Source organism: Seramator thermalis, from assembly GCF_004138125.1.
Classification (GTDB): domain Bacteria; phylum Bacteroidota; class Bacteroidia; order Bacteroidales; family Dysgonomonadaceae; genus Seramator; species Seramator thermalis.
Genome location: NZ_RXHS01000007.1, coordinates 183,615 through 209,870 on the forward strand (window position 1 = coordinate 183,615; position 26,256 = coordinate 209,870).

Genomic DNA, 26,256 nt, shown 5'->3' on the forward strand with positions numbered 1-26,256 from the left:
TTTATATTTGATCCGAAAAACAGGAAGCCGGCAGGGTTCTGCAATTGTATTGCGATGCCATAGCTTCCCCATACGCGCCGGCAGAGCGAATGGCGATGAAATCGCCTCTCGAAGATTCGTTTAGCTCCACATTTTTGCCAAAAGTATCACTCGATTCGCAAATCGGCCCCACTACGTCATAGCGGGTGTAAGGCAGTTCCGAGCTGATATTTTCGATATGATGAAAGGCATGATATAATGCCGGCCGAATCAAATCGGTCATTCCGGCATCGACAATCAGAAATTTTTTACTGATTCCTTCTTTAACGTAAGTTGTACGGGTGATAAGCGAACCACACGGAGCAACTACCGATCGTCCCAGTTCGAAGTGGAGTGATTGACCTTCTTTGAGTTTCAGATATTTTGCAAATAAATGAAAATAAGATTCGAAGTCGGCTATCGGACAGTGATTGGGATGCTGATAATTGATGCCCAGACCTCCTCCCAGATTGATTATTTGCAGCCCGATGCCTCGACTGTTGAACCAGCTTTGCATTTCAAGTGCTTTGACGCAAAGATTTTCGAAAGCCGACAAGTCAGTGATTTGCGATCCGATATGGAAATGTATTCCGATTAATTCAAGGTGTAAAGAACGGGAAATTTTCTCGACGGCCTCAGACAAATCTTTTTCGTTAAGGCCAAACTTATTTTCGTTGAGCCCCGTAGTGATATATTCGTGGGTATGAGGGTCCACATTCGGATTGATACGCAAGGCAACCCTAACTTTTTTGTTTTTTGCTGATGCAATATGGTCGATGGCATCAAGCTCGGGAAGCGACTCTACATTGAAGCAAAAAATATCGTGGTCAATCCCGATCTCGATTTCTTTATCCGTTTTTCCCACTCCTGCAAATGCAATTTTGGATGCAGGGAAACCACATTCGATTGCTCTCAAAATTTCGTTTCCGCTTACGCAGTCGGCACCAAAGCCAAAGCTCGAGATTTCTTTCAAAATGCGAGGGTTGGCATTTGCCTTCAATGCATAATGCACAAGATAATTCTTATTTTCGGTTTGCTGCCTGATGGCGCGAAGTGTTTCGCGAAGCAAATCGATGTCGTAGTAATAAAAGGGAGTTTCGATAGCCTCGAATTTATCTATCGGAAATTTGCCTTTAATCATTTTGTGTGGAAATTAGGATTGAAAAATAAGTTCAGGTCGCAAGCGAAAATATCGTTAATATCGTTCTTACGATTTTAAGACACAAAAGTACAATCTTTTTTCGATACTTGCTAACCAATTTTTTTGCCTTTTGTGTAAACCGACCACAATTCGAGACACTTCCCGACCTTATCGTCCAATGGCAAAGTGGCATCAATCCAATGGATGGCAAATCCGCGTCGTTCCATTCCTCTGAACCACGTCATCTGTCGTTTGGCAAATTGGTGAATAGCTGTTTCGAGTTGTGCGAACATTTCGTCATACGATAACGAGCCAATGACATAAAGCGTTACAAACTTGTATTCCAAACCATAATAGAGCAAATCATCTACCCGGACACCCGATTGCAGCAACTGTCTCACTTCGTCGATCAATCCTTCTTCGAGTCGTTTTTTTAGCCTCGACGAAATGTGCTGACGTCGAAGTTCGCGATCGATATCGATGCCGATGATCAGGCTGTCAATCGGGTCAAACGTAAGCTGCTCGGCTTGCTGTTTTGCCTGATAGTCGGCGATTTCTATAGCCCGGATAGCCCGTTTTTTGGTGTCGGTATCGGTTGTGTTATGCAATTTCTTGTAGGAAGCCAATATTTCGGTCAATTCTTCGAGGGTTTTTTCCGATAGGGATTCTCGAAGTGTCGGATTTTCGGGCACATCAATCAATCGATAACCCTTTAAAACCGATTCGATGTACAATCCGCTTCCCCCACACAGGATGGGAATTTTTTTGCGACCGGCAATGTCCCGAAAAACTCGATGAAAATCTTGTTGATAATGAAAAAGGGTATATTTTTCGCCCGCATCGCGTATATCGATCAAATGATAGGGAATGTGACGGTCGTTAATCTCATAATCCGAAAGATCTTTGCCTGTGCCAATATCCATTCCTCGATACACCTGTCGCGAATCGGCACTGATGATCTCTCCGTCGAGTTCATAAGCAAGATGCGCAGCCAATGTAGTTTTTCCGCTTGCCGTTGGCCCAAGTATAGTCAATAATGGGTAGTTGTCGAGGTTAGTAGAATTTGTCGCCGTCATTTCCACAATCATTTACCAGCTTCCGCCGGCTCCACCGCCGCCAAAACTGCCGCCTCCTCCTCCGCCAAAACCGCCGCCTCCAAAGCCTCCGCCGCCGAAACCGCCGCCCCAGCTGTCACGGTTACCACTTCCACCGAAAGGCGGCATAAAAATTATGGGGCCTCTTCCTCTATGATGACCATCGTTATCAATGTGTTGATCGCCACCTCCATTGAGAAAAATCAGAATAAAGAAAACGGCAACCACGATAATCAGAATAAGGATTCCAAATGAAAAACCTCCGTCCTCTTCCGGCTGATCGGCATCAAACTCACCCGAAAGGCGGGAAATCATCTTATCGATGGCCGCATTCACTCCACTGAAATAGTCGTTTTCGCGAAAATGAGGAATCATGTCGTCACGAACAATGCGACCGGCGAAGGCATCGTTAATTTTGGCTTCCAGTCCATAACCCGTAGCAATAAAAGCATCGCCACGACTTTCAGCCGTCTTGGGCTTAATGAGAATGACAGCACCATTGTTTTTGCTTTTTTGCCCGATACCCCATTCTTCCCCGAGTTTGAAAGCAAAATCGGAAGCGGGATACCCGCCCAAATCATTCACCGTTACGACGTAAATTTGCGTAGAAGTGGAATCGTTGTAAGCGCGTAATTTTTGTTCGAGTGCGGCATTTTGTGAATCCGAAAAAATGCCGGCAAAATCGTTCACCAAACGCGGAGGATTCATTGGCTGAGGGATATTCTGGCCTAAAACACCCGAAAAATGGCACAATAGCCAAAACATCGCAATAAAATATTTATTCCTGAACCACTTCATCTCCTAATTCGTTTTTGTCATTTTCGAGTATGGGATATTTGTTTTTAATCAGTTCTCCCACTTTAGCTATCGCTTTGCAAATCCCATCGACGACCTGTCCGTCCCGACAGCTTGTTAGTAGGTCATCCAATGCCTGGTTCCAAAATCCTTCATCGGCCATCTTGGCAATGCCGGAATCGCCATAAATTGCCGCTTTCCGATCATGTGGAGCTATGTAAATTAATACGCCGTTATGCAATTCGGTGTCATTCATCTTTAATGACTCGAATTTTTTTGCGGCTTCAACGAGGGGATTCCCTTTGCAACGACGAGCGACATAAACCCGTATTTCGCCGGAAGTAAAGCGTTCAGCTTCGCGAATTGCCGAGGCGATCTTTTCGAGTTCTCGATTGTTCAACATGATTCGGATTAATTTTATCAAAAGGGGATTAAGCGCTTCAGAATTCCACTTTAGGTGCTGTTTCTGCACCCGGAGCCGATTTAAAGTACCCTTTCGGCGTAAATTTGAACCAGCCGGCATAAATCACCTGCGGAAATTTGCGGATGTAGGCATTGTAATCCTGAACCACCTGATTGAATTTGTTCCTTTCTACCGAAATTCGGTTTTCGGTGCCGGCAAGTTCATCCTGCAATGCAAGAAAATTTTGATTTGCTTTCAGTTCGGGATAGTTTTCCTGTATGAGCAACAAGCGTCCCAATGCCTGACTCAGCTGATCCTGTGCCTGCTGATATTGTTGGAGGCTTTCTTCGGTAAGTTGTTCGGGATTTACAGTGATTTGAGTGGCTTTAGCACGTGCTTCGGTAACTTGTCTGAATGTCTCCTGTTCGTGTTCGGCATATCCCTTGACGGTTGCAACGAGATTGGGAATAAGATCGGCACGACGCTGATAAGCATTTTCCACATTTCCCCATTGGGCTGTTACGGCTTCTTGCTTTTCCACCATGTTGTTATAACCCTGGCAACTCGATAAACTAAAAACTCCAAGGATGACAACAATTAATAAATAGCTGAAATTTTTCATTTTAGTCGCTGTTAAGTTTTTGCAAAGATATGAATTTTTGCCGGGAAGCCGAATTCCTATTTGTGTTTTTATCGATTCGCAGTCCGAACAAAGTGATAACAATGTGAGAGCAACATGGGAGCAACATTGGAGCAACATTGGAGTTGCCTCGGAGCTATGTCGGAGCTATAAACAAGTTAGGTGATAGCAAACAGAGAGTTGTCAGCGAACAATTCGGGCTCAGGCATATTTTCAAAATCGTGTGCTCACAAACAATAACCAAGTTCGAACTCTGTTCGTACTTTCGCCGTACCAAGTCCGTACCAAGTCCAAGTAAACACACATCACCCGATATCAGTGTTTGCCGGCATCCCTAACAACCCGATGCTGTGATGTACGGTAACCGATATCGGAATAAAAAACGAAAATGATAAAACTTTTCTTATCTTTGCATATTACAAAGAGCTTAATCATAAAAGTGTCTTAAAAATACTTCATGATGAGATATTTAGCGACTTTCATTGTACTTGGCATCAGTGTATTTGCACTGCACTCGGCAGGACAGGACAACCGGAATCAGAATCTACAGAAACAGCAGACGAACGATACTATTCTTATATTCAACGAAATAACCGATGTGGGAAAGCGGTTGAAATCTTCCTCTGAGGATTTTGAAAGGAATGCTGTTTCCACGATCGTGCTACCTCCCGATACTGCCGTCAGGAAAAGCGTTAACAGATCTACGCTGCTTTCACCTTTACGATATCGCACCAATTATTTGGATTCTCTTTACGAGAGAAGTCCGAGAGGAACTCTTATTGTTCCCCCACGACTGACAATTCCGTTTTCTCCTCAACTCACTTTTAGAGATACGATTATCGTCAATCCTCTATATCTCCCTATTGTATTCAACGGAAAGATGTTGCCGGACGATTTATCTTTTTACCCACCCAAAACCGATTATCGTTACAAGGGTGCGCTGATAGCTCCCGAAAATACGTTTATTCCACTTCTCGAAAAATTTGAATTTATAAATAATGTGCGCCGACAATACTTTATCCAATATCCTCAGCGGGTTAAGCTGTCGGTATTTAATTTAGATACTCTTGTTCCGCCGATTAACGAAAGAGATATGCTCGAAAATTTTAATCCCTTTAGAGAGTTGATAAAAGTCGAAAGAGCAGCCCCCCTCGAGGCTCCGCCTGTTGAGACTGTACAGATCGGCCGTAAATATTGGGTCACATCCGGTGACCATCGCCTGCAGTTTTCGCAAACGTATTTTTCGGATAATTGGCACAAAGGGGGAAATAACAATCTTGCCTTCAACAACTATCATGTAATTAGAGCAACCTATCAAAAAGACAAAGTGAAATTCGACAATACATTCGAATGGCGCTTATCATTATATACTTCGCCCGACGATACGCTGCGAAGCTATAATATCGGTGATGATTTGCTGCGATACTATGGAAGTTTTGGTTTGGATGCATTTCTCAAGAAATGGTCTTATTCCACAAACTTGGAAATCAAGTCGCAATTGTTCAATAATTATCCGGTCAATAGCAACACTTTGCGATCCTCGTTTCTCTCGCCGTTGTATGTGAATGGCGGTATTGGTATGCGTTATCAACTCGACAAAAAATCCGAACAAGTGAGAAATCGAAGGGTAAGACTTACGCTCGATTTATCGCCCGTTTCTCTTAATTATATTTATGTTCTGAACGATGAAGCGGATGAAATACGCTATGGGCTGCTTGAAGGGAAAAAATCAAAATTCGATATAGGTTCGTCTATTAATTCGAGCTTAAAGTATGATCTGACACGCTATATTACTTGGGACTCGCGCTTTAAATATTTTACCGGTTACAACAATGTGCTTGTGGAATTCGAAAATTCCCTCAATATTATGTTAAGCCAGTATCTCTCGACGACACTTTATCTGTATATGCGTTATGACGATGGAGTTCCGAAAGATTCTAAGTATGGCTACTTGCAAATCAACGAGCTGGTTAGTTTTGGATTGAACTATAAATGGTAGGGCTGGCGCCTCGCTCATCTTACTTTTGTTCCTTCTGAGAGCTGAAAACCGTTTAAAAAATTCTTGATATTCATTCTTTTTTTCCCGGCGATCTGCAAATCGAGAATGCGAAGATATCCTTCGCGGGTGGCAATATCCATATAATTTTTGCTATCGGAAATAATTGTGCCCGGAGTTTTGTGGTTTTCTGAACGAACAATTTCCGAGTTGTATATTTTGAGAGTGAATGCAGATTGATCGGGTAAGATTAATTCGGTCCATGCCGTCGGGGTGGGCGAAAGCCCTCGGATGAGGTTGTATATGTTTTCGGCTGTATCCTCCCAATTTATTCGGCATGTTTCCTTAAATATTTTGGGAGCCGGTTTCAGTATGGTTTCATCGGATATCAACTCGCTTTGGGGAATCGTATCGATGGAATTTTCAAGGACTGCATCCACTGTTTTCAATACTAATTCGGCGCCCAGCTTCATTAATTTATCATGAAGGGTGCCCGCATTATCATCATCATTGATAGGCATCTTTTCCCGGAAGATAATTTTTCCGGTGTCGATTTCGTGCGACAGGAAGAATGTCGTTACACCCGTTTCCTTTTCTCCGTTAATAATAGCCCAATTGATGGGCGCTGCCCCACGATACTGTGGCAGGAGTGATGCGTGAAGGTTAAAGGTACCTAATCGAGGCATGTTCCAAATCACTTCGGGCAGCATTCTGAAAGCAACAACTATCTGCAAATCAGCTTTCAATTGTTGTAGTTCATTCAAAAAAACTTCGTTTTTCAGTTTTTCCGGTTGGAGCAATAAGAGATCGTGCTCGAGTGCATATTTTTTCACCTCCGATGCCTGCATCCGGTAACCGCGTCCTGCAGGTTTGTCGGGCGTAGTTATTACTCCCACTACGTTGTATCCGTTCTCTACAAGCGCTTTAAGCGACTCCACCGCAAAGGTGGGTGTGCCCATAAACACGATGCGTAAGTCTTCTTTTCTCATTTGCTTTGGTTGATTAATATAGCCTGAAGTATAACATCTTTTTCCCGGTTTTTATTCATCCGTTTCCGAATAATTTTCCAACAGAATATCTCTATATGCGTTGAATACTGTCGATTGTGAGATTAGTCCAAGATACACGCCGTTGTCATCTACTACCGGAAGGTTCCATGCCTTGGTATCTTCGAAAAGATCCATCACTTTTTCCATCGTCATGTGTATATTAATTTTTGCAGGAGGTCCTACCATAAACTTTTCAACCTTAAATCGGTCATACAATTCGGGACGGAATATGATGTTGCGAATATCGTTCAGATAAACCAGTCCCAAAAGAATACCCTGATCGTTGACTACAGGAAAAATATTGCGATTGCTGGTCGATATTACTTTTACCATTTCTCCTAATGACAATTGTGGCGTTACTACCGGGATATCCGTTTCCAGTATATCTTCCACTTTTAGAAATGTGAGTACGGCTTTATCTTTGTGGTGGGTAATAAGTTCGCCTTTTTTAGCCAACCGGATGGCATAAATGTTGTGCTTTTCGAAAATGATAATTGTGGCATATGCTACACTAGAAACAATCATTAACGGAAGAAAAAGTTCGTATCCACCCGTGAGCTCGGCTATCAGGAATGTGCCGGTGAGAGGCGCATGCATGACGCCCGCCATAACTCCTGCCATTCCCATTAGTGCAAAGTTTTCTTGAGGAAGGCGCGAGGAATAACCCAATTGATTGATGGAATACGAAAAGATGAATCCTACGATACATCCAAGGAAAAGAGTGGGAGCGAAAACTCCGCCGGTGCCTCCCCCACCATTGGTGGCACTGGTTGCGAAGATCTTGAAAATGACAACCAGTGACAGGAAGATCACGATTCCCCACCGGCTCTGAAGTGAATAAAAGAAACTCCCATTCAATAATTCCTTATAATGATCACCCCCTGCCAGCAGTATTTCGATCGAATTATATCCTTCGCCGAAAAGCGGGGGGAAAAAGAATATGAGAATGCTTAGGGTCAAACTTCCCACGATAAACCTCGACCACGAATTTAATTTCTGATACTTATCCTCGTTCCAAATGATGCCTCGCGTGACATAAAGCGAAACCAATCCACAGACTATACCCAGCAGAATCACAAATGGAATGCGATTTAAGATGAACGGTTCCATTTGCGAAAATGCAAACATGGCATCGGTGCCCGAAAGCATATATGAAACTGTGGTCGCGGTGAGAGATGTAACCAATAACGGGAGAATCGAAGACATGGTGAGATCCAGCAGCAATACTTCGATGACAAACAATATTCCCGCGATGGGTGCTTTGAATATTCCTGCAATGGCACCCGCAGCTCCACAGCCCACCAGCAACATCAAATTGCGCTGCTCGAGGTGAAAAAATCTCCCCAAATTGGATCCTATGGCTGATCCGGTAAGCACAATCGGGGCTTCCGCTCCGACTGATCCGCCAAATCCGATGGTGAGCGAGCTGGCAATGAGTGACGAATACATGTTGTGTGGTTTGATTCGACTCTTGCGTTGGGAGATGGCATAAAGAATCTTTGTTACGCCGTGGCTGATATCGTCTTTTACAACATATCTTACGTACATCCCGGCCAGAAGCAACCCTATCGCAGGATAGAGCAGATAGAGATAATTGGCGCCCGAGACTGTGAAATTGTAAGTGAGAAAAGTTTGAATCCAAAAAACAGCTCTTTTCAGCAGAAAGGCGGCAAGCGAAGCAGCAATTCCCACCAGAAAACAAACAAAAAGCAGGAATGTGCGTTCCTTGACATGTTCTGCACGCCAAAGCAAGAATTTATCGTGTATCTGCGAGAGTGAAAATTTCATCGTCAGAGCGTGTTATTTGCGAATGATTTGGATCGTTCCGTTTTTTGTGAGTTTGATGATGCCGGATGGTTTGGATTTTGCCGGATCGTTTTGTCGGAATTCTACTACATAATCGACTGCCTGTATGATGGCAGGATCGATTTCCCGGAATGAGGCAGGTGATGGGTTACCACTGATATTGGCCGAGGTGGATACAATAGGTTTGCGAAACTGACGGCACAGTTCTTTCGAAAATCCTTCGTTCGTAATGCGGATGCCGATACTGCCATCTTCGGCTAACAGATTTGTAGCCAGATTTTTTGCCCCATCGTATATGATAGTGAGTGGCTTATCGGTTAGTTCGATTAAATCCCATGCAATATCCGGCACATCTTTTACATAAACTTGCAGTTTTGCCGGATTGTCCAATAATATGAGCATCGATTTGCTGTCGCTTCTTTGCTTTATCTCATAGACGCGTTTTACGGCTTCTTCGTTGGTCGCATCGCAACCAATACCCCAAATTGTGTCGGTGGGATAAAGTATTACACCGCCTTTATTCATTACTTCGCATGCTTTTTTTATGTCCTCCTGCATGGATGTTATTTTTATTTTTATGTCTTGGAATTAATTTTCTGCATCACTATGGCGTCTTCGAAGGAATGTTGCCACGAAATCCAATCTTTCAAGATGGCTGCGTGGATAAATCCTGCCTTCTCGAAGAGTTTCAAACTCGACGTATTGGTCTTGGGTACAAAGGCGTATAACTGGTGAAGTTTCAGAAAATCGAAAGCATATTTTTCCAGCAATGCGAGGGCTGATGTTGCGAAACCGCCTTGCTGGTAGGCACGATCGATCAGAATACCCACTCCCGCCTTTTGATGAAATGCATCAAAATCATATAAATCCACTGCGCCAATGGGTTGTAAGTCGTATTTGCGGACGATCATCATTCGAAGTTGCCCGTTTTCGTATATATTTTGTTGCTCATGCATGATATATTCCATCAATGCAAATCGTGAGATGGGGGCTGTCGTGGAGCCGTATTTCCACAAATCGGTATCGTTTTCCCATGCATAGAGGGTATCCAAATCTTCGGGCTCTACGGCACGTAGCAATATCAGATCGTTTTCAAGCAATTTGTTCATCTTCTTTTTCCCGTGGAATTAATTCTTCAAGTTCTCGATAGGATGGTTTGCAGAAAAGCAATGTAAGAAAAAGAATAACCGTGAGCCATGCATAGTTTTGATTGTAAGAAATGGCATACAGTATGATGTTGCCCAAAATTACACAATCCAGAAGATAGAGGCGCAGAAAAAAAGCTTTTTTATATGCGATGATAGTTTCTTGAGTTGTCCGTTCTTTATCTCTTTTTCGCTTAATCATATTGGCGAACGTTTTCAAAGCCAAAGGAATAGCAGCTAAAGTAATTAAAATGCCGTATTGCTGCAGCGCCATATTCAGCGGTTGAGGAGTTTCCGAAAATCTTCTGCTCCGGAAAAAGACGAACAGAAACAGAGATCCCAACAAAACATAGCTTCCGTAATAGTGAACACGAAGAGAACGAACGGTTTTTTCCTCGATGGATTGCATCATTGGGTTGAAACGTTTTTATAGGATTCGTCGAAAGGGGTTCGATTAATGATAGATCTGCCCAAAGTAACTTCATCGGCGTATTCGATTTCATCGCCTACAGAAACGCCTCGAGCAATAATGCTCACCTTGACATCGAACGGCTGAAGCTTCCGATAAATGTAAAAATTGGTCGTATCTCCCTCCATTGTCGCACTCAGCGCCAAAATCACCTCCCGAATGCTGCCCTGTTTCACCCTTTCGACAAGACTGTTGATTTCGATATCGGAAGGGCCAATGCCATCTATCGGCGAGATAATTCCACCCAGGACGTGATACAATCCTTTGAATTGCATTGTATTCTCGATTGCCATAACTTCCTTCACGTTTTCCACTACACAAATGGTAGAAGCATCACGAGACTGATCAGCACAAATCGGACAAATCTCGGTGTCGGATATGTTGTGACAGCAGGAGCAATAGCGAACATCGTTCTTAAGAGTAGTTATGGCAGTTGCAAAATTTTCCACGCTCTCTTTGTCTTGTCGAAGTAGGTGGAGCGCCAGTCTCAAGGCGGTCTTTCTGCCAATTCCGGGCAATTTTGAAAATTCGTTGACCGCATTTTCCAGAAGTACGGATGGAAACTTGGAAATCATTTAAATTACGCTTTGATAGACAAAGATAGTACGATTCGTTGGATTGGACAAAAATCTTTTTTCGAAGTTTTGATTCCGTTTTTTATACGAAATTTCGGGTCGAATTTTTACCTTTTTTGTCGAATAAATTCGTACCTTTGCAGTCGGAAAATGCAGTGTATTTTCTAAAAAACCACACTCCAACCTTAAAACAGTTTTTTAAATAATTTTCTTATGAAGAAGTACAATTTTAACGCAGGTCCGTGTGTATTGCCTAAGCCGGCAATCGAGGCTACTATTGAAGCAATTCGTGATTTCGATAACACCGGTATCGGTCTTCTCGAAATTTCTCACCGTACGCCCGGTTGGGAGAGAATCATGAAAGAAACTGCCGACTTATGGAAAGAGTTGTTAAACATCCCCGACAACTATCAAGTGCTATTTTTAGGAGGGGGAGCCAGCACACAGTTTTTCGAAGTTCCGGCCAATCTTCTCGAAAAGAAAGCAGCTTATCTGCAAACAGGAGTGTGGGCTAAAAAAGCTATTAAAGAGGCTAAGTTGTATGGCGAAGTGGAGGTTGTTGCATCATCCGAAGACAAAAACTATTCATATATACCGAAAGGATATACTATCCCTACGGATGCCGATTATTTTCATATTACCACCAACAACACTATTTACGGAACCGAAATTCATGAAGATATTGACAGCCCCGTTACGCTTGTGGCCGACATGTCGTCCGATATCATGAGTCGTCCGCTGGATGTGTCGAAATACGGATTGATCTACGGTGGTGCACAAAAAAATGTGGGACCCGCCGGGGTTGCTTTCGTCATTGTGCGCGAAGATATTCTCGGAAAAGTAAACCGTCCATTGCCAACGATGGTTGATTATCGCACACATATTGGCAAAGAAGAAAAAGATCGGTCTATGTTCAATACTCCTCCCGTTTTTGCCATCTATGTGATGCATGAAACGCTGAAGTGGGTAAAAGCTCAGGGTGGTGTGGATGCAATGTATAAACGGAACAAAGAAAAGGCCGAAATGCTTTATGCCGAGATCGATCGTAACAAAATGTTTGTAGGAACTGCTGCTGTAGAAGATCGTTCGCTGATGAATGTTTGTTTCGTGATGAACGAGGAGTATAAGGACAAGGAAGGCGAATTTCTTGACTTTGCCAAAGCGAGAGGAATGGTCGGAATCAAAGGCCATCGTTCGGTAGGAGGATTTCGGGCATCTATTTACAATGCCTGCCCGATGGAAAGTGTGGAAGCATTGGTGGACTGCATGAAAGAATTTGAAAAAAACAACGGATGACGAAAGGGTATCGACAATTATGAAAGTACTTTTGGTTACCGAAAAACCTTTTGCCGCGCAGGCAGTAAAAGAGATTCAGAAGATTATAGAAGAGGCCGGACATGTGTTCGAGAAAATCGAAAAATATACCGATAAATCCCAACTATTGGCAGCTATTGCTGATGTCGATGCTATTATCATTCGTAGCGATATCATTGATCAGGAAGTAATTGATGCGGCTCCCAATTTGAAGGTTATCGTGCGTGCAGGTGCCGGATATGACAATGTTGATTTGGAGGCTGCAACCAATAGGGATGTGTGCGTAATGAATACTCCCGGTCAAAACGCAAATGCAGTAGCCGAGCTTGTATTCGCCATGTTGCTTTATGTGCAGCGAAATCATTTCGACGGAAGCACCGGCCATGAATTGAAAAACAATCGACTTGGGTTATATGCGTTTGGGAATGTGGCAAAAATGGTGGCAAAAATTGCGCGAGGTTTCGGAATGCCTGTTTATGCTTTTTCCCCCATTCTCACACACGACGATTTGCGAAAGGAAGGCCAATATGGAGTGATTTCGGTATATAGTGCCGAAGAGTTGTTTGATAATAGTGATATTGTGTCGTTGCACATGCCTTTGCTCGAGGATACATACAGATGTGTGAATTATAATTTGCTTTCGAGGATGGGCGATAACGGGATCGTTGTAAATTCGGCCCGTAAAGAGGTAGTCAATGAGGAAGATATGATACGTATTATGGAAGAGCGTCCCGATTTCAAATATATCACCGACATTAAGCCCGACAAACACGATGAGTTTGCATCTAAATTTGGCATGCGATATTTTTCAACTCCCAAAAAATCGGGAGCTCAGACTTATGAAGCTAACGTAAATGCCGGTCTTGCTGCAGCTCGTCAAATAGTTGCTTTCTTTAAAAACGGTGACGATCGGTTTAGAGTTAATCCAAAATAGATAACTCGCTTATTTTAAATTATCTAATATTTTTACATCCCGAGAACTAACATCAGTTTTCGGGATTTAGTTTTATTTAACGCAAAACAATTACGAAAATGTTTGTTCAATTACGAAATTCTCGTAAATTTGTGTCGATATAACAAAATAATAGTGAGAACTGAAATTATGGAACGATTGACCCCTCAAGAAGAAGCTGTAATGCTGCATGTGTGGCAGTTAGGCGAATGTGCTATAAAAGATGTCGTTGACAGAATGGAAGAGCCGAAACCGCCTTATACTACGGTTGCGTCTATTTTCAAAAATCTCGAACGCAAGAATTATCTCACCAAAAAACGATACGGAAATGTAAAAGTTTTTCGTCCCAAAGTTACCGAAGCCGTATATAAACAACATTTCCTTTCGGGTGTGGTAAAAAGCTATTTCGATAACTCCTACAAGGAATTGGTTTCTTTTTTTGCGAAAGAACAAAAAATCACAAAAGACGAGTTGGAAGAAATCATCCGTCTTATCGAAAAAAATCAGGGAGAAAGCAAGACTTGATTTTTAGGTTGCTTAAACCGTTCACTTTTAATTTTCTAAAAAATGGAAACGCTTTTCATTTACTTGGTCAAAGTAAACATTGCACTGGCAATTTTTTACCTCGTGTACCTACTGTTGTTGAAAGAAGATACTTTTATTCGGTTGAAACGGTGTTACTTTCTTGCAGCGATTGTTTTTTCGCTTGTTTATCCGCTTTTTACCATCGAAGCATGGGGAAATATCTTCTCTTTCCTTAGAAGAGGATATGCTGCAGAAGTTATTATCGGGCAACCGGCCATGTCTTTTTTGGCTGCAGAGTCTACTACGGAAAATAATTTTTGGCTTACTCATTGGGAAAATATCTTCTTTTTGGTAATGGCTGTCGGAACGGCATTTTTCCTGGTTCGGTTTATCTGGCAATTGGTTACCATCTTCCGTATTAAACGTAAAAGCGTTCTGCAAAGAATAGGAGCGTATAACGTTTACCATTTATCCGATGAAATATTGCCTTTTTCTTTCTTCAACTGGATTTTTGTCAACACAGAAGCCCATTCTGAAGAAGAGATGAGACAAATACTCTTGCATGAGCAAATTCACGTACGACAGTGGCATTCGCTGGATGTTATGCTGGGGGAATTATTGTGTATTTTTTTCTGGTGGAATCCCTTTGTATGGTTGATGAAAAAAGAAATCACCATCAATCTGGAATATTTGGTCGATAGCGAAATCTTACGCAAAGGCATAAATAGTCGCGACTACCAGTACCACCTTTTACGATTGACTTATCATGAAACTGCAGTTCAGATAGTAAATAACTTTAATGTATCACAATTAAAACAACGAATTATGATGATGAACAAAACCAAATCACCCTCGCGAAAACTGGCGAAATATATAGCCGTTTTGCCTCTGTTCGTATTATTGGTGACAGCAAACAGTGCGTATGCACAAAAGAATGAACCCGCAAAAACTACGACCTCGCCTCAGGACACGACAAAGAACATCAGGCAAAACGATGAAACCTTTGTAGTAGTTGAGAAGCAACCCGAATTTCCGGGCGGAACGGAAGCTATGATGAAGTTTTTGTCCGACAATATTCAATATCCGGAAGAGGCGAAGAAGAAGGGTGTACAGGGGAGAGTAATCTGTAATTTTATTGTCAGAAAAGATGGAAGCATTACTGATGCTGACATAGTTCGAGGAGTTGATCCGTTATTGGATGAAGAAGCTATTCGGGTAATTAATTCGATGCCTAAATGGCAGCCGGGCATGCAACGAGGAAAAGTCGTAGACGTGAGGTATACTTTGCCCATCGTTTTCAGATTGCAAAATGAGAAGAAACCCGCACAAAATACCATAACGGTTACTGAAGAAAAAATGAGTGATCCCGATCTTGGTTATTTGAAATTTATTGCCGAAAATATTAGATATCCAGTCATTGCACAAGAAAAGGGAATAACAGGATTGGTGAAAGCCAAGTACAGTGTTAACGAAAAAGGTGAAATCTCAAATGTAAAAATTATCCAGGGCGTAGATCCTTCTTTAGAAGCTGAAGTTATGCGGGTAATAAAAGCGCTTCCTCCCGATATTGCCTTGGCAAAAACAGGAGGCAAAGCAAATCCCAACGTCGAATTTTCAGCATATTTCCGCCTTCAGAACGATGAATCTCCACAAGTTAGCCCACAAGTTAGCAATATCCAAAGCGACATAGTGGTTGTAGGTTACGGAAAAAAACAAGGTGGCGAATAGAGAGGATCGAAAAGACATAAAAAACAGATTCTATTGGAATGGGAATCAGTATTTTAGAATCAAAGGGGCTTTATTTCCATCTTGCCCCTTTGATTTTTCGTTATGCCGAATAGGAATGTTAATCGAAAATGTCGTCGATGCCTTGGCCTTCTACGGGTTGATTATTCTGATAATACTCGGGTGAGTATTTATCGGGTTCGAAGCATGGATTTCTGAATTGTTCCGGAATTTCGAAAATCCCATCGTCACTGATATGAAGAGATGGATCGGCGTATATTTTCTGATAAAATAGCCCGTGAATGGGCAGTGCCATGCTGGCACCTTGTCCGTAAGCCATTCTGTCGAAATGAATGGAACGATCTTCCCCGCCTACCCAGCTACCGGCCACAATGCCGGGCGTGAACGACATGAACCATCCATCGGAATTATTTTGTGTCGTACCCGTTTTGCCTCCCATTTGTCCTTTCAGGTTGTATATCCTTCGCAAGCGGCTGCCTGTGCCGCCGTCGATGACTGCCCGGAGCATATCGAGCATTTTATAAGAAGTACTTTCGCTGAAAATTTCGTGCATACTAGGAATAAACGTACCGACCACATTGCCATAAGAATCTTCGATACGTGTTACCATCAACGGATCGACGCGAATACCTCGATTGGCGAAAGCAGAATATCCGCTCACCATTTCCGAAACCGAAGCGTCGCAAATACCCAGGGCAAGCGATACGACCGGATCGATCGGACTTTTCAGTCCGAACGATTTGAGTAATCGTGCAAAGGCATAAGGCGAGAACTGTTTCATGAGATAAGCCGTTACCCAGTTGCTGGAATTTTGCAATCCCCATTTGATAGTAACCATTTCTCCCACATTACCTGCTCCGGCATTTTTCGGACTCCATTCCTGACCTGTTTCGGTAATCAGGGTTTGCGGCACGTGAAGCATCTGATCGCAAGGCGTCATGCCTTCTTCCATGGCAAGCGTGTAAAGAAACGGCTTGATGGTCGAGCCGATTTGGCGTTTTCCGGTGCTCACCATGTCGTACTTGAAGAATTTGAAATCGGGTCCGCCCACATAAGCTTTCACATGTCCGGTGAATGGGTCCATAGCCATGAATCCTGCCCTTAAAAACGATTTATGATAGCGAATCGAGTCCCACGGAGTCATCACGGTGTCTATCTCACCACCTTTCCATGAGAACACTTTCATTTCGGTTTTATGATTTTTAAATTCCTTGAGGATTTCATCCTCACTAAATCCTGCTTTTTTCATTCCCCGATAGCGGTCGGTTTGTCGCATGGCGTTGGCGAGCAAGCGATCGACTTCATTGGCGACACTACTCGAAAACGGAGCATAGGGCTTTCCCGCCTTCTCTTTGTCGAAAATCGGTTGCAAGTAGGCCATTTGTTCTCTCACCGCCTCTTCGGCATACTTCTGCATACGCGAATCGATGGTAGAGTAAATTTTCAATCCGTCAGTGTATAAATTGTAATTAGAACCGTCGGCCTTTTTGTTTTTTTTGCACCATCCATAAAGCGGATTTTCAACCCAAGCAATGGAATCTTCGATGAATTGCTGTTTTTGCCAGCTCGCAGGATAATCTCGACGATCGGGTTTATCGGCCATTAACACCATAGCCAAGTGTTGACGATAGTAAGGGGCAGGAATATCGGTATGGTTGGCTCTGTTGAAATCGAGCTTGATAGGCTTGCTGATCAACTCGTTTTTCTCCTCTTCGGAGAGATAGCCGGCCTTCACCATTTGCGTGAGCACAACGTTGCGTCGCTGCTGAGTCAAATCGGGACGTCGGACAGGGTTGTAGAGAGCCGAGTTTTTTAGCATGCCCACGAGAGTAGCAGCTTCTTCTATTGTTAGGTCGATAGGTTTTTTGTTGAAGTAGGTATGCGATGCCAACTCAATGCCAATAGCATTGTAGTTGAAATCGTACTTATTTAGATAAAGATTGATGATTTCGTCTTTTGTATAATAACGTTCGAGTTTTACGGCAATAACCCACTCAACGGGTTTTTGAAAGAGACGTTGGATTTTGTTTTTAGCCCTCGGTGAGTACAGTTGTTTGGCAAGCTGCTGAGTGATGGTGCTTCCGCCTCCACTTGATTCGTGTTGCAGGAGCAAGGTTTTCACTACGGCACGTCCCAGTCCGATGATGTCGATGCCCGAATGCTGATAGAAACGGACATCTTCAGTTGCAACAAGAGCTTGAATCAAATAAGGTGATAGTTGCGAATAATCGGTGAAAATACGGTTGTCGTCGCTTTGCGAATAAGTGAAGAGAAGTTTATCGTCGGACGAAATAACTTGTGAGGCATATTTGTCGATCGGGTTTTCCAGATCGTCGAGATTGGGAATATAGCCAATAACACCTGCAGATAAAAGTCCGAAGATCAATATATTCAACAAAATGAAAATACCGAAAATTCTCCACATCCAGCGGATGATTTTTCGATTTTTCTCGTTTGTCGCTGTGCGAGATTTTTTATTGCGTGGTTCGTTTTTTTTAGCCATAACATTCAATAAAGGAAATCGTTGGAGCCAATAGATTCCGGTACAAATTTACATGATAATTTTCAATTAACATATCATCGGCCGAAATAATGACGATTTATAACATTTGCCGCATGTAAAATGCCCTGAAGATTGGTTGAGAATGAATTGAATGCTTTTTCTGTAGCGAGCTATATCGATTGCTTAATTAAAAAGAGAAAATACATTGTATATAAGTAGTTTAGTTTGATTGATTTTCCTGAAGAAATGTCTGAGCCGGAATGCAACAGTGGGCTTCGTTTCATTCGACCCAAATACGACGCAAGTACGACCCAAATACGACCGAAGTACTAAGCTGATTGCAAAATAACGAATTTGGCGTATTCTTCGTACTTCACTTGCGTGGATGTTTTTGAATATTATAATACAGAAAAAATTTGGGAGAAGGTTTTTTACCTTCTCCCAAAAACAACCCATATTTTATATTCCGCTGAAATCTACACCATCGAATACGAGAGAAGGAATTCGCCAGGACGAATTTAAGCGTGGATCGTTGCCAACTTCGGCCAGTGACGACCACAGACTAAGAAAATTGCCGGTTACGTTCATTTCGTTGATTGGCTGGGTAGTTTGTCCGTTTTCGATGAGAAACCCTTCGATGCCGAAAGAAAAATCGCCTGTAGAGCTATTGCTGTTTCCGCCGTTGAAGCCCGTAACCAATATTCCGTTGTTGACGTCGGCAATGAGTCCTTGCAAATCTTTGTTTCCCGGCTGGAGAATGAGTATTGATGGATCGGCAATCGTCGGTTCTATACCCATTTTGTTGGCAATGTAGGTATCGATGAAATAAGTTTTCAGAACACCTTTATCGAAGATGGTGCGAGGTTGGGTGGCTACACCTTCGTTGTCGAAATAACGTGCACCCATTGCTCCAATGAGATGAGGCTCGTCGCGAAGCGTAAATTTTTCGTTTCCGATTTGTTGCCCGATTTTGTCGAGAAGGAAGGAGTTTTTTTGCTGCAATTGCGATCCATAAAGTGCGCTGATCATAGGGGAAACCAGACGCGAGGAGTTGAGCGGATCGACCACCATCGTGTATTTGCCTGATTTGATTTTCTTTTGTCCCAGTTTTTTGATGGTACGCTCGAGTGCTTTCTGTCCGATGCCCTCCTTGACGAGATCGTCAAGCATGAGAGCCGATTCATACCAATACGACGAGGGGCGGGCATCACCTTCACCTTTCATCGACACGCTTGCGGAGATGGAAAACCATGAATTTCCGGTTTCACCTTCGAATCCATTACTAAAAAGTTTATATCCGAAATTTTCACCATCGCTGTAGGAAGATTCTACTGAGATAATGCGTGCATCTTTACCCATAGCCTCTTCGCCGGCATTTTTTGCCATTTGCACCTTATGGTCAGGATTTATTTTAGAAAAGTTAGGGTCGAGCAGTTTCAGATCGGGCTTGCCTCCCTTGTAGTATCGCGACGGATCGGGCAATGTCTGAGCTTCGTCTTTAGCCAGGTATCGCGTAGAAGCGATGCCATTTTTGATGAACGATTGCAGTTCGGTTTTGTCTAATCGGTTTGTAGAATAGGTACCGTATCGCCCATCGACATAAAGAGCAATCGTCATACCGTTTTCAGAAGCTTGCTGCAACCGATCCATCTTGGCGTCGCGCATCTCAAAAGAACTGTTTGATCCGGCGTACAGATTCACTTTTACTGCTTGACACCCGTTTTTGAGTGCGAAATCCATCGCCCAGCGGGCGAGATTTTTATTTTCGTTTGAGATCATAATTTCGTTGGTTGAATGGAATTTATTAGGTTCGAATTTCATCGGATTTCACCTTAAACAAAAGAAATCGGATGATGAAAAATTTGAAACGACCATCGGATCAACTTTCGCCTCCAACAGTGAGTTTACTTACCAAAGCAGAAGGCATTCCTTGCGAAACCGGGCAACCCTGACCGTCTTTTCCGCAAGTCCAAGTTCCGTTGTCAAGTTCGAGGTTATTGCCAACCATCGTGATATCGGCCAATGCTTTTGGTCCGTTGCCTATAATATTGATATCTTTGATGGGTTGCGTGAGTTTGCCATCTTCGATAAGATAACCCGATTTGACGAAAAAAGTAAAATCGCCTGCGCCGATCTGCACCTGACCATTCGTGAACTGATTGACATAAATTCCTTTCTTCACCGAAGCAATGATGTCGGCCTCGTTCATGTTGCCCGATTCCATGTAGGTTACTCGCATACGTGGAATGGGCACATTTCGGAACGACTCGCGACGTCCGTTGCCGGTAGGCGTCACCCCATAGTGTTTTGCACTTATGCGGTCGTGTAGGTAGCTGTTGAGAATCCCATTTTTGACGATATAGGTTTTTTGGCCATAATTTCCTTCATCGTCGATGTTAACAGATCCGCGGTTGAAGGGGACGGTACCGTCGTCCACTACGCTGATGTTTTCGTTGCAAATTTTTTTATGCAATTGATCTGAAAAAATCGAAATATTTTTTCGGTTGAAATCGGCTTCGAAGGCGTGTCCGATAGCTTCATGAAGTAAAATTCCGGATCCTCCGGCACCCATAACGACGGGCATTTCTCCACCTTTGGGTTTCACGGCCTGAAACAATTTGGCTGTATTTTCTACGGCTTCGCGGGCTACTATGTCCACCAGGTCGTTGGTGAGAAAATCAGCACCTTTACGATAGGCACGCGAGGCATAGTTGTTTTCGATTTTTCCGTTTTCCTCCATGATACACACGGCGGACAGTGTAGCCATTGGTCGATAATCGTAGAAAGTAACTCCTTCGGAATTGCAAAAAAGGATATGAGAAGTGTCGTCGGTGAGCGAAGCGGAAACTTTTTGTACGCGTTTATCTGCGTCGAAGATTCGATCGTTCAGCCGTTGCAAATAAGGCATCTTATCTTTGAGTAACAAGTTATCCCATGGCGTTGAAACTGTGTAGAAGTTTGTTTTAATAGACTTCTCGGTCAATGCCACAGGATTGGCCTTGCGGGTGCCGGAAGCAATTCGTGCAGCAGTGCGTGCGGCTCTCAGCATTTCGTTGAGTGTAATCTCTTCAACATAAGCATAGCCGGTTTGATCTCCCGAAATGACACGAACTCCCATACCGAAATCGATATTGGAATTGCATCGATTCACTTCGCGATCGCGCAGTCCGACATAATTGCTGAACGTATGTTCGAAAAAAAGGTCTGCGTAGTCACCCCCCTTTTCCAAAGCGGCAGCAATAACTTTTTGCAGGTCGCTTTCCGTGACTCCAAAATGTTTCATCGCTTCCGAAACAGCTGTTTTTTCGTTTGTTCCGCCAAAAGGCGATGCAAAAGTCGGGGCAACAACAGATCCTGCAAGAGCCAGACTGCCTGTGCGGATAAAATTTCGTCTGTCCATTTTTATACTATTGAAAATGTTTTTTTCACGGAAAACTATATGTTTTTGGGGCGATGTCTTCTGATAGATTCAATCACCGCGTGTTTTCGTATCATCCACCTGCGGTGGCAATCGAAACAAATGTAAGATCGCCTGTATGTGGGGAATATAAGACTTAGAATCAGAAAAGGAATATATGTCAACCAATTGCCGCTTGTCATTTTGCCGATATTGGACGATCCGCAGAAAGGACATCTTTTTTTGTCCCCGATATCCGAATAGTTTATAATCGCAATTCTTTCAGAAGCGTCTTGACTCTCGTCGAGGATGTTGAGTGAATGCTCCGGTTGATCGGACCCGACCTGTAAAATTGTTTTTCTCGAGTTATCGGTAGAGTCAATATTCTCGAAAAGAAAACATTCGATATTTTCTGCTTCGAGTTTTTTCCGAATGATGTCCGCTTCGGCAGAATCGGCGTAGGTTCTTACGGTAACAAGTGATCCCATCGTTCGTGGATTATGATTGCAAAGATACGATTAAATGCGAATTGTGTTGTGAATTGTCTGAAAAAGATATACTTCGTCGAATATTTTTTTTCTCCCCGAAGCGTATTTTTAATTTTTTTATGAGAATGAGAGGTGGTTGAGGTTATTATTCCGTTTTTAATAATTGCCAACCGATCAGTTTGTCGAAGCGACTCGCGGGAGGACGATGATACACCATGATCAGATATTCGTTGGAAGTATCGTAATAATTTCCTTCGATTTGAGACATGGAATAATGTTCGTCATCCTGAGCCGAAACGTACAGATAGTTATAAAAACCCTGTTTTAATAAAGTTGAGAGTTGATATTTTTGTGTAGCTTCATCGAAGTGAAGAACAAAGTTTTTGGGATTGTTATAAGTGAAATCGCCTATCACATGCAAAGGATAAATGCTTTCTTGGGAATTCAAATTAAACAGCACTTCGAAATAGTCGGCTTCCACGTCCGAATCGTCACCATCGGTTGTACGCAAAAAAAATCTTCCATTTTGATCTTGATCGTATTGCCGAGTTTTGTTGGCTCTTACCTCGTCTGTATTTAACATGGCCACGTAATGTGGATGTGTGTAGCGAATCCATTCGACACCCATGCCGCCATACCTACGACTCTGAATCTCGAATCGGCGGTACTCGTTTCCGGCTTCAAAAATAAGATCCGGATTGTGCTCGAAAACCAGCCGGTTGGGGTAAATATAAGTCGGTTGCACGTTTTTTCGAGCAAAATTGAGGCAATTGTTTTGCAGAACAGTAACCATGATTTCACGCTTGGCATCGTGAAAGGAAAGCCGGGGATGTGAAATTTCGAAACTTATCTGTTGATGAGCTTTATTGAAGTCGAAATCGGTATTGCCCGACACGCTTCCCTGAATGCGAACCTGATTTTCGGTTACCGAAAAACAAGCCTGGAGCAAAGGATCGTCGGGCGCGGTTTCGTAATATACTTCGATTGCATAATTGCCCGAAACTTTTGGACTGACTTGACGGTTTGGGAAATTCAAGTCGTAATGAATATAGCTTACGGTTGTATTTTCAGAAAATCGATAATCTTCAATCAGCTGATTATTAAAACCATTCAAAAAATCGATATCCGTCAAATCACTCTTTTGCCAATTAGCGGTACAATGAAAAATACGATAGCGCAAGCGAGGTTCTTCGATTGAGAGTTTGTCGAATTTCAGTATTATTCTATCGTCTCCTTGCAGTTTAATGATCGGAGGCAAAAAAGGATCATCGTTGACCAGGATTTGAATCGACTTTATTTCGTCCGATAAAGGTTGAGTGTGGATCGAATGTTGAGCAGTAGCCAAGCCAAATGACGTAAAGCAGAAAACGGTCAGAAACAGAATTTTTATGTTCATAGCATGTTCTTTACATTCATAGGAAACCCAAAATTAACGAAAAAATTGTACGGTGGGCAATTTTGTTTGCAGATGAAGTTAACATACAAAAAAACGCCCGCAAAAATTGGGGCGTTTCAATGAAAGTTCATATTTGTTATTTGTCAACTGATCCAGCGGACATAAGCAAAATCCATTCGGTGGGGGAGATCGGGATTTTTAGGGAATACCCGAAGAGCGTATTGATGAGTTCCCGGATCGTTGAGCGCCTTCTTCATTTCGAAATAGAGAACCGATCCTTCTTTTTTCACTAACTCGAACTCATATTTTTCGATAAATTCTGCCTTGTTTTCGGTCGAGTCGTAATCCACCATCACACATTCTACTCCTAAATCGCCGATCATATCTTTTTTATCGATCACCACACTACCGTATATGATTGATTCTTCGTTTTCTTTGATACCGACTTGTTGGGTAGGGTTGAAATGCAATTCCAACACTTCGAACTTATCCCAATTTGCAGCTATGTTTTCTTTCCAAGAAACAATTTCTTTGGTCTTTGCATAATTGTTGGCATGGAGTTTCTTTGAGCGATCGGCGAGTTTGTTGTAAAAACGATTAAAATAGTCGTCCATCATACGTTTTGTAGTAAAATGAGGCGCAATTTCTGCCATCGATTTTTTAATAAACTGTATCCATTCGGTAGAATACCCGTTGCTGTTGCGCGCATAATAAAGCGGGATGATTTCATTTTCGAGCAGCGAATAAATCGTTAAAGCATCGAGCTCGTCCTGAAACACCTGGTTGTCGTATGTACGTTCGGCAGTGATAGCCCATCCGGCACCCGGTTTGTAGCCTTCGTACCACCATCCGTCGAGCACTGAGAGGTTGAGTACACCGTTCATTTCGGCCTTTTCGCCTGAAGTCCCCGATGCTTCCTGCAGTCGGGTGGGGGTATTAAGCCAAATATCTGCACCGGAAATCAGTCGTTTGGCAAGACGCATGTCGTAATTTTCGAGAAAAATAATTTTGCCTAAAAATTCGGGTCGGGCGGCTATTTGCACAATATGTTTGATCAGATTTTGTCCGCCGGCATCGGCAGGATGGGCTTTACCCGCAAATATAAATTGTACCGGTCTTTTGGGATCATTCACGATTTTGGCAAGGCGATCGAGATCGGTAAAAAGAAGATGAGCCCGTTTATAGGTTGCAAATCGGCGCGAAAAACCGATGAGAAGAGCATCCGGATTGATTTGTTCCAAAATAGTTACGATACGAGATGGGTCGGCTTGATTTTTCAACCAACCTATCTGAAATTCTTCTCGGATATAGTCCACCAGCTTATTTTTCAGATGCATGCGAAGATCCCAGAGCTCGTCGTCGGGAACGTCGTAGATTTTTTTCCAAATCTCGGTATTTGACTGATCTTGATAAAAAGAAAGGCCGAAGTGTTTCTCATACAGGGCTTTTACGGACGATGTGGCCCAGCTTGGCAGATGCACACCATTGGTAACATAGCCAACGTGGAGCTCTTCGGGAAAATATCCTTTCCACACAGGTTGGAACATCTCCTGTGAAACTTTGCCATGCAATTTACTCACACCATTCGCTTCCTGTGCAGTATTTAGAGCAAAAACGCTCATTGAAAACTTTTCCTGACTTCCGGGATTAGCGCGACCCATGTCCATAAATTGCTGCCACGGAATTCCCATTTTATCGACAAAAGGCCTCATATATTTACCGATGAGCGCTTCGTCGAAATAGTCATGTCCTGCAGGGACAGGAGTGTGTACGGTGTACAGAGAAGATGAGCGTACTACTTCAAGTGCTTCGTTGAATGAGAGTTTTTCATCGTTCATGTAGTCGAACAATCGTTGGGCGTTGATAAGAGCTGCATGACCCTCATTCAGGTGATACACGTCTTTTTTTATTCCCAACTTTTTGAGCAAGAGAATTCCGCCGATCCCCAACAGATATTCCTGTTTCATTCGATTCTCCCAATCACCGCCATAAAGCTGGTGTGTGATGCTGCGATCAAACTCGCTGTTTGCCTCCATATCGGTATCCATCAGATAAAGATTGATTCTTCCGATGGCAACTTTCCAGATATTGGAATATACGATCCGATCGTGAAAAGGAATCTCGAGAATGAGTGGATTGTTTTGATTGTCCATCACCTGTTCGATAGGCAGATTGCTGAAATTCTGAGCCTCATATTTAGCAATTTGCTGTCCATCGACTGTGAGAGTTTGGGTGAAATATCCATATCGATAAAGCAATCCAACGGCAGTCATGTCAATGCAACTGTCGCTTGCCTCTTTCAAATAATCGCCCGCAAGAATGCCAAGTCCGCCCGAATATATTTTGAGAATGTGCGACAATCCATATTCCATGCTGAAATATGCGATACTCGGACGCGTCGTGTCGTAGGGTTTACTCATATATTCCTTGAAAGCGGCATAGGTCTGGTGTGCCCATTCCATCAATTGCGGATTGTGAAGAATGGATTCGAATTCGTCAGAATTGAGGTTTTGGAGCATTACCACAGGGTTACGGAGGCTCTTGTCCCATTCTTCAGTATTTAAATTTTCAAATAAATCCTTAGCTTGTTCATTCCAAACCCACCAGAGGTTATGAGAAATTTCGTCCAAAAACTTCAGTTCGTCAGGCAAAACGGCACTGACATGGATGTCTCTCCATACAGGAGTGTTAGAATAACTTGATTTAATAATCATCTTTTTCGAATTTTGTGTGGAAATTTATGGATGAATAATGTCAAAAATCATGCATCGTAAAAATTTTTCGTATAAAATTACAACTGTCAC

General features: G+C 42.8%; 22 protein-coding genes. 5 read left to right on the top strand and 17 right to left on the bottom strand.

Going from position 1 to position 26,256, the window contains the following annotated elements:
- Position 1 precedes the first annotated feature (1 nt).
- The 5 genes from lysA to EJN84_RS07050 all read right to left on the bottom strand — a co-directional run bounded on the left by lysA (position 2) and on the right by EJN84_RS07050 (position 4,073).
- Positions 2 to 1,159: a diaminopimelate decarboxylase gene (lysA, locus tag EJN84_RS07030; RefSeq protein ID WP_129594751.1), complete on the bottom strand. Its 1,158-nt coding sequence runs from the start codon at positions 1,157 to 1,159 to the stop codon at positions 2 to 4.
- Between the two features lie 110 nt (positions 1,160 to 1,269).
- The gene (miaA, locus tag EJN84_RS07035; RefSeq protein WP_129594752.1) at positions 1,270 to 2,235 is read right to left on the bottom strand and encodes a tRNA (adenosine(37)-N6)-dimethylallyltransferase MiaA; all 966 of its coding nucleotides are present in this window, start codon (positions 2,233 to 2,235) and stop codon (positions 1,270 to 1,272) included.
- 12 nt (positions 2,236 to 2,247) lie between these two features.
- Positions 2,248 to 3,051: a TPM domain-containing protein gene (locus EJN84_RS07040; RefSeq protein WP_238943957.1), complete on the bottom strand. Its 804-nt coding sequence runs from the start codon at positions 3,049 to 3,051 to the stop codon at positions 2,248 to 2,250.
- Positions 3,032 to 3,451 (bottom strand): TPM domain-containing protein, encoded by a 420-nt coding sequence (locus EJN84_RS07045; RefSeq protein WP_165004142.1) that lies wholly within the window; start codon positions 3,449 to 3,451, stop codon positions 3,032 to 3,034. The genes EJN84_RS07040 and EJN84_RS07045 overlap by 20 nt, the downstream gene beginning before the upstream one ends.
- A 37-nt stretch (positions 3,452 to 3,488) precedes the next feature.
- Positions 3,489 to 4,073, bottom strand: coding sequence for a LemA family protein (locus tag EJN84_RS07050; protein WP_129594754.1), 585 nt, complete (start codon positions 4,071 to 4,073; stop codon positions 3,489 to 3,491).
- Between the two features lie 475 nt (positions 4,074 to 4,548).
- Between EJN84_RS07050 and EJN84_RS07055 the strand changes: the two genes are divergently transcribed.
- On the top strand, positions 4,549 to 6,090 hold the full coding sequence (locus tag EJN84_RS07055) for a DUF3078 domain-containing protein (protein ID WP_129594755.1): 1,542 nt from the start codon (positions 4,549 to 4,551) through the stop codon (positions 6,088 to 6,090).
- A gap of 14 nt (positions 6,091 to 6,104) precedes the next feature.
- Here EJN84_RS07055 and fmt read toward each other — a convergent pair whose 3' ends face one another.
- Genes fmt through recR form a run of 6 tightly spaced genes read right to left on the bottom strand, consistent with a single transcriptional unit; the run spans position 6,105 to position 11,131 of the window.
- On the bottom strand, positions 6,105 to 7,076 hold the full coding sequence (gene fmt, locus EJN84_RS07060) for a methionyl-tRNA formyltransferase (RefSeq protein WP_129594756.1): 972 nt from the start codon (positions 7,074 to 7,076) through the stop codon (positions 6,105 to 6,107).
- Positions 7,077 to 7,127: 51 nt separating this feature from the next.
- Entirely contained in the window at positions 7,128 to 8,924 is a 1,797-nt protein-coding gene (locus tag EJN84_RS07065) for a chloride channel protein (protein WP_129594757.1), read from the bottom strand.
- 12 nt (positions 8,925 to 8,936) lie between these two features.
- Positions 8,937 to 9,500, bottom strand: coding sequence for an L-threonylcarbamoyladenylate synthase (locus EJN84_RS07070; protein WP_129594758.1), 564 nt, complete (start codon positions 9,498 to 9,500; stop codon positions 8,937 to 8,939).
- A 17-nt stretch (positions 9,501 to 9,517) separates the two neighbouring features.
- On the bottom strand, positions 9,518 to 10,051 hold the full coding sequence (locus EJN84_RS07075) for a GNAT family N-acetyltransferase (RefSeq protein ID WP_129594759.1): 534 nt from the start codon (positions 10,049 to 10,051) through the stop codon (positions 9,518 to 9,520).
- The gene (locus EJN84_RS07080; RefSeq protein WP_129594760.1) at positions 10,035 to 10,499 is read right to left on the bottom strand and encodes a hypothetical protein; all 465 of its coding nucleotides are present in this window, start codon (positions 10,497 to 10,499) and stop codon (positions 10,035 to 10,037) included. Before EJN84_RS07080 ends, EJN84_RS07075 begins: the two co-directional genes overlap by 17 nt.
- On the bottom strand, positions 10,496 to 11,131 hold the full coding sequence (gene recR, locus EJN84_RS07085) for a recombination mediator RecR (protein ID WP_129594761.1): 636 nt from the start codon (positions 11,129 to 11,131) through the stop codon (positions 10,496 to 10,498). Before recR ends, EJN84_RS07080 begins: the two co-directional genes overlap by 4 nt.
- A 213-nt stretch (positions 11,132 to 11,344) precedes the next feature.
- Here recR and serC point away from each other — a divergent pair, with 213 nt between their 5' ends.
- The 4 genes from serC to EJN84_RS07105 all read left to right on the top strand — a co-directional run bounded on the left by serC (position 11,345) and on the right by EJN84_RS07105 (position 15,650).
- Positions 11,345 to 12,427 (top strand): 3-phosphoserine/phosphohydroxythreonine transaminase, encoded by a 1,083-nt coding sequence (serC, locus tag EJN84_RS07090; protein ID WP_129594762.1) that lies wholly within the window; start codon positions 11,345 to 11,347, stop codon positions 12,425 to 12,427.
- Positions 12,428 to 12,446: 19 nt separating this feature from the next.
- Positions 12,447 to 13,379 carry an NAD(P)-dependent oxidoreductase gene (locus tag EJN84_RS07095; protein WP_129594763.1) on the top strand — a complete coding sequence of 311 codons (933 nt, stop codon included), beginning with the start codon at positions 12,447 to 12,449 and terminating at the stop codon, positions 13,377 to 13,379.
- A 168-nt stretch (positions 13,380 to 13,547) separates the two neighbouring features.
- Positions 13,548 to 13,922: a BlaI/MecI/CopY family transcriptional regulator gene (locus EJN84_RS07100; protein ID WP_129594764.1), complete on the top strand. Its 375-nt coding sequence runs from the start codon at positions 13,548 to 13,550 to the stop codon at positions 13,920 to 13,922.
- 42 nt (positions 13,923 to 13,964) lie between these two features.
- Entirely contained in the window at positions 13,965 to 15,650 is a 1,686-nt protein-coding gene (locus EJN84_RS07105; RefSeq protein WP_129594765.1) for a TonB family protein, read from the top strand.
- Positions 15,651 to 15,768: 118 nt separating this feature from the next.
- Here the strand turns inward: EJN84_RS07105 and EJN84_RS07110 are convergent, their stop codons facing one another.
- The 6 genes from EJN84_RS07110 to glgP form a co-directional block, all read right to left on the bottom strand.
- On the bottom strand, positions 15,769 to 18,093 hold the full coding sequence (locus tag EJN84_RS07110; protein WP_238943958.1) for a transglycosylase domain-containing protein: 2,325 nt from the start codon (positions 18,091 to 18,093) through the stop codon (positions 15,769 to 15,771).
- 537 nt (positions 18,094 to 18,630) lie between these two features.
- Positions 18,631 to 19,950: a TldD/PmbA family protein gene (locus EJN84_RS07115; protein WP_129594767.1), complete on the bottom strand. Its 1,320-nt coding sequence runs from the start codon at positions 19,948 to 19,950 to the stop codon at positions 18,631 to 18,633.
- A gap of 100 nt (positions 19,951 to 20,050) precedes the next feature.
- Positions 20,051 to 21,571 (bottom strand): TldD/PmbA family protein, encoded by a 1,521-nt coding sequence (locus tag EJN84_RS07120; protein WP_129594768.1) that lies wholly within the window; start codon positions 21,569 to 21,571, stop codon positions 20,051 to 20,053.
- Positions 21,572 to 21,606: 35 nt separating this feature from the next.
- Entirely contained in the window at positions 21,607 to 22,056 is a 450-nt protein-coding gene (locus tag EJN84_RS07125) for a hypothetical protein (protein WP_129594769.1), read from the bottom strand.
- Positions 22,057 to 22,201: 145 nt separating this feature from the next.
- Positions 22,202 to 23,452 carry a type IX secretion system plug protein gene (locus EJN84_RS07130; protein ID WP_129594770.1) on the bottom strand — a complete coding sequence of 417 codons (1,251 nt, stop codon included), beginning with the start codon at positions 23,450 to 23,452 and terminating at the stop codon, positions 22,202 to 22,204.
- 143 nt (positions 23,453 to 23,595) lie between these two features.
- Positions 23,596 to 26,166 carry an alpha-glucan family phosphorylase gene (gene glgP / locus EJN84_RS07135; protein ID WP_129594771.1) on the bottom strand — a complete coding sequence of 857 codons (2,571 nt, stop codon included), beginning with the start codon at positions 26,164 to 26,166 and terminating at the stop codon, positions 23,596 to 23,598.
- Between the last annotated feature and the right edge of the window lie 90 nt (positions 26,167 to 26,256).

Bases quoted from the DNA above. Each gene is read 5' to 3' on its own strand.
- EJN84_RS07120 (WP_129594768.1), bottom strand. From the start codon at position 21,571: ATGGACAGACGAAATTTTATCCGCACAGGCAGTCTGGCTCTTGCAGGA.
- miaA (WP_129594752.1), bottom strand. From the start codon at position 2,235: ATGACGGCGACAAATTCTACTAACCTCGACAACTACCCATTATTGACT.
- EJN84_RS07095 (WP_129594763.1), top strand. From the start codon at position 12,447: ATGAAAGTACTTTTGGTTACCGAAAAACCTTTTGCCGCGCAGGCAGTA.
- EJN84_RS07065 (WP_129594757.1), bottom strand. From the start codon at position 8,924: ATGAAATTTTCACTCTCGCAGATACACGATAAATTCTTGCTTTGGCGT.
- EJN84_RS07115 (WP_129594767.1), bottom strand. From the start codon at position 19,950: ATGATCTCAAACGAAAATAAAAATCTCGCCCGCTGGGCGATGGATTTC.
- EJN84_RS07055 (WP_129594755.1), top strand. From the start codon at position 4,549: ATGATGAGATATTTAGCGACTTTCATTGTACTTGGCATCAGTGTATTT.
- EJN84_RS07045 (WP_165004142.1), bottom strand. From the start codon at position 3,451: ATGTTGAACAATCGAGAACTCGAAAAGATCGCCTCGGCAATTCGCGAA.
- EJN84_RS07130 (WP_129594770.1), bottom strand. From the start codon at position 23,452: ATGAACATAAAAATTCTGTTTCTGACCGTTTTCTGCTTTACGTCATTT.
- EJN84_RS07125 (WP_129594769.1), bottom strand. From the start codon at position 22,056: ATGGGATCACTTGTTACCGTAAGAACCTACGCCGATTCTGCCGAAGCG.
- EJN84_RS07050 (WP_129594754.1), bottom strand. From the start codon at position 4,073: ATGAAAAATTTCAGCTATTTATTAATTGTTGTCATCCTTGGAGTTTTT.
- EJN84_RS07070 (WP_129594758.1), bottom strand. From the start codon at position 9,500: ATGCAGGAGGACATAAAAAAAGCATGCGAAGTAATGAATAAAGGCGGT.
- glgP (WP_129594771.1), bottom strand. From the start codon at position 26,166: ATGATTATTAAATCAAGTTATTCTAACACTCCTGTATGGAGAGACATC.
- recR (WP_129594761.1), bottom strand. From the start codon at position 11,131: ATGATTTCCAAGTTTCCATCCGTACTTCTGGAAAATGCGGTCAACGAA.
- lysA (WP_129594751.1), bottom strand. From the start codon at position 1,159: ATGATTAAAGGCAAATTTCCGATAGATAAATTCGAGGCTATCGAAACT.
- fmt (WP_129594756.1), bottom strand. From the start codon at position 7,076: ATGAGAAAAGAAGACTTACGCATCGTGTTTATGGGCACACCCACCTTT.
- serC (WP_129594762.1), top strand. From the start codon at position 11,345: ATGAAGAAGTACAATTTTAACGCAGGTCCGTGTGTATTGCCTAAGCCG.
- EJN84_RS07100 (WP_129594764.1), top strand. From the start codon at position 13,548: ATGGAACGATTGACCCCTCAAGAAGAAGCTGTAATGCTGCATGTGTGG.
- EJN84_RS07075 (WP_129594759.1), bottom strand. From the start codon at position 10,051: ATGAACAAATTGCTTGAAAACGATCTGATATTGCTACGTGCCGTAGAG.
- EJN84_RS07110 (WP_238943958.1), bottom strand. From the start codon at position 18,093: ATGTGGAGAATTTTCGGTATTTTCATTTTGTTGAATATATTGATCTTC.
- EJN84_RS07040 (WP_238943957.1), bottom strand. From the start codon at position 3,051: ATGAAGTGGTTCAGGAATAAATATTTTATTGCGATGTTTTGGCTATTG.
- EJN84_RS07105 (WP_129594765.1), top strand. From the start codon at position 13,965: ATGGAAACGCTTTTCATTTACTTGGTCAAAGTAAACATTGCACTGGCA.
- EJN84_RS07080 (WP_129594760.1), bottom strand. From the start codon at position 10,499: ATGATGCAATCCATCGAGGAAAAAACCGTTCGTTCTCTTCGTGTTCAC.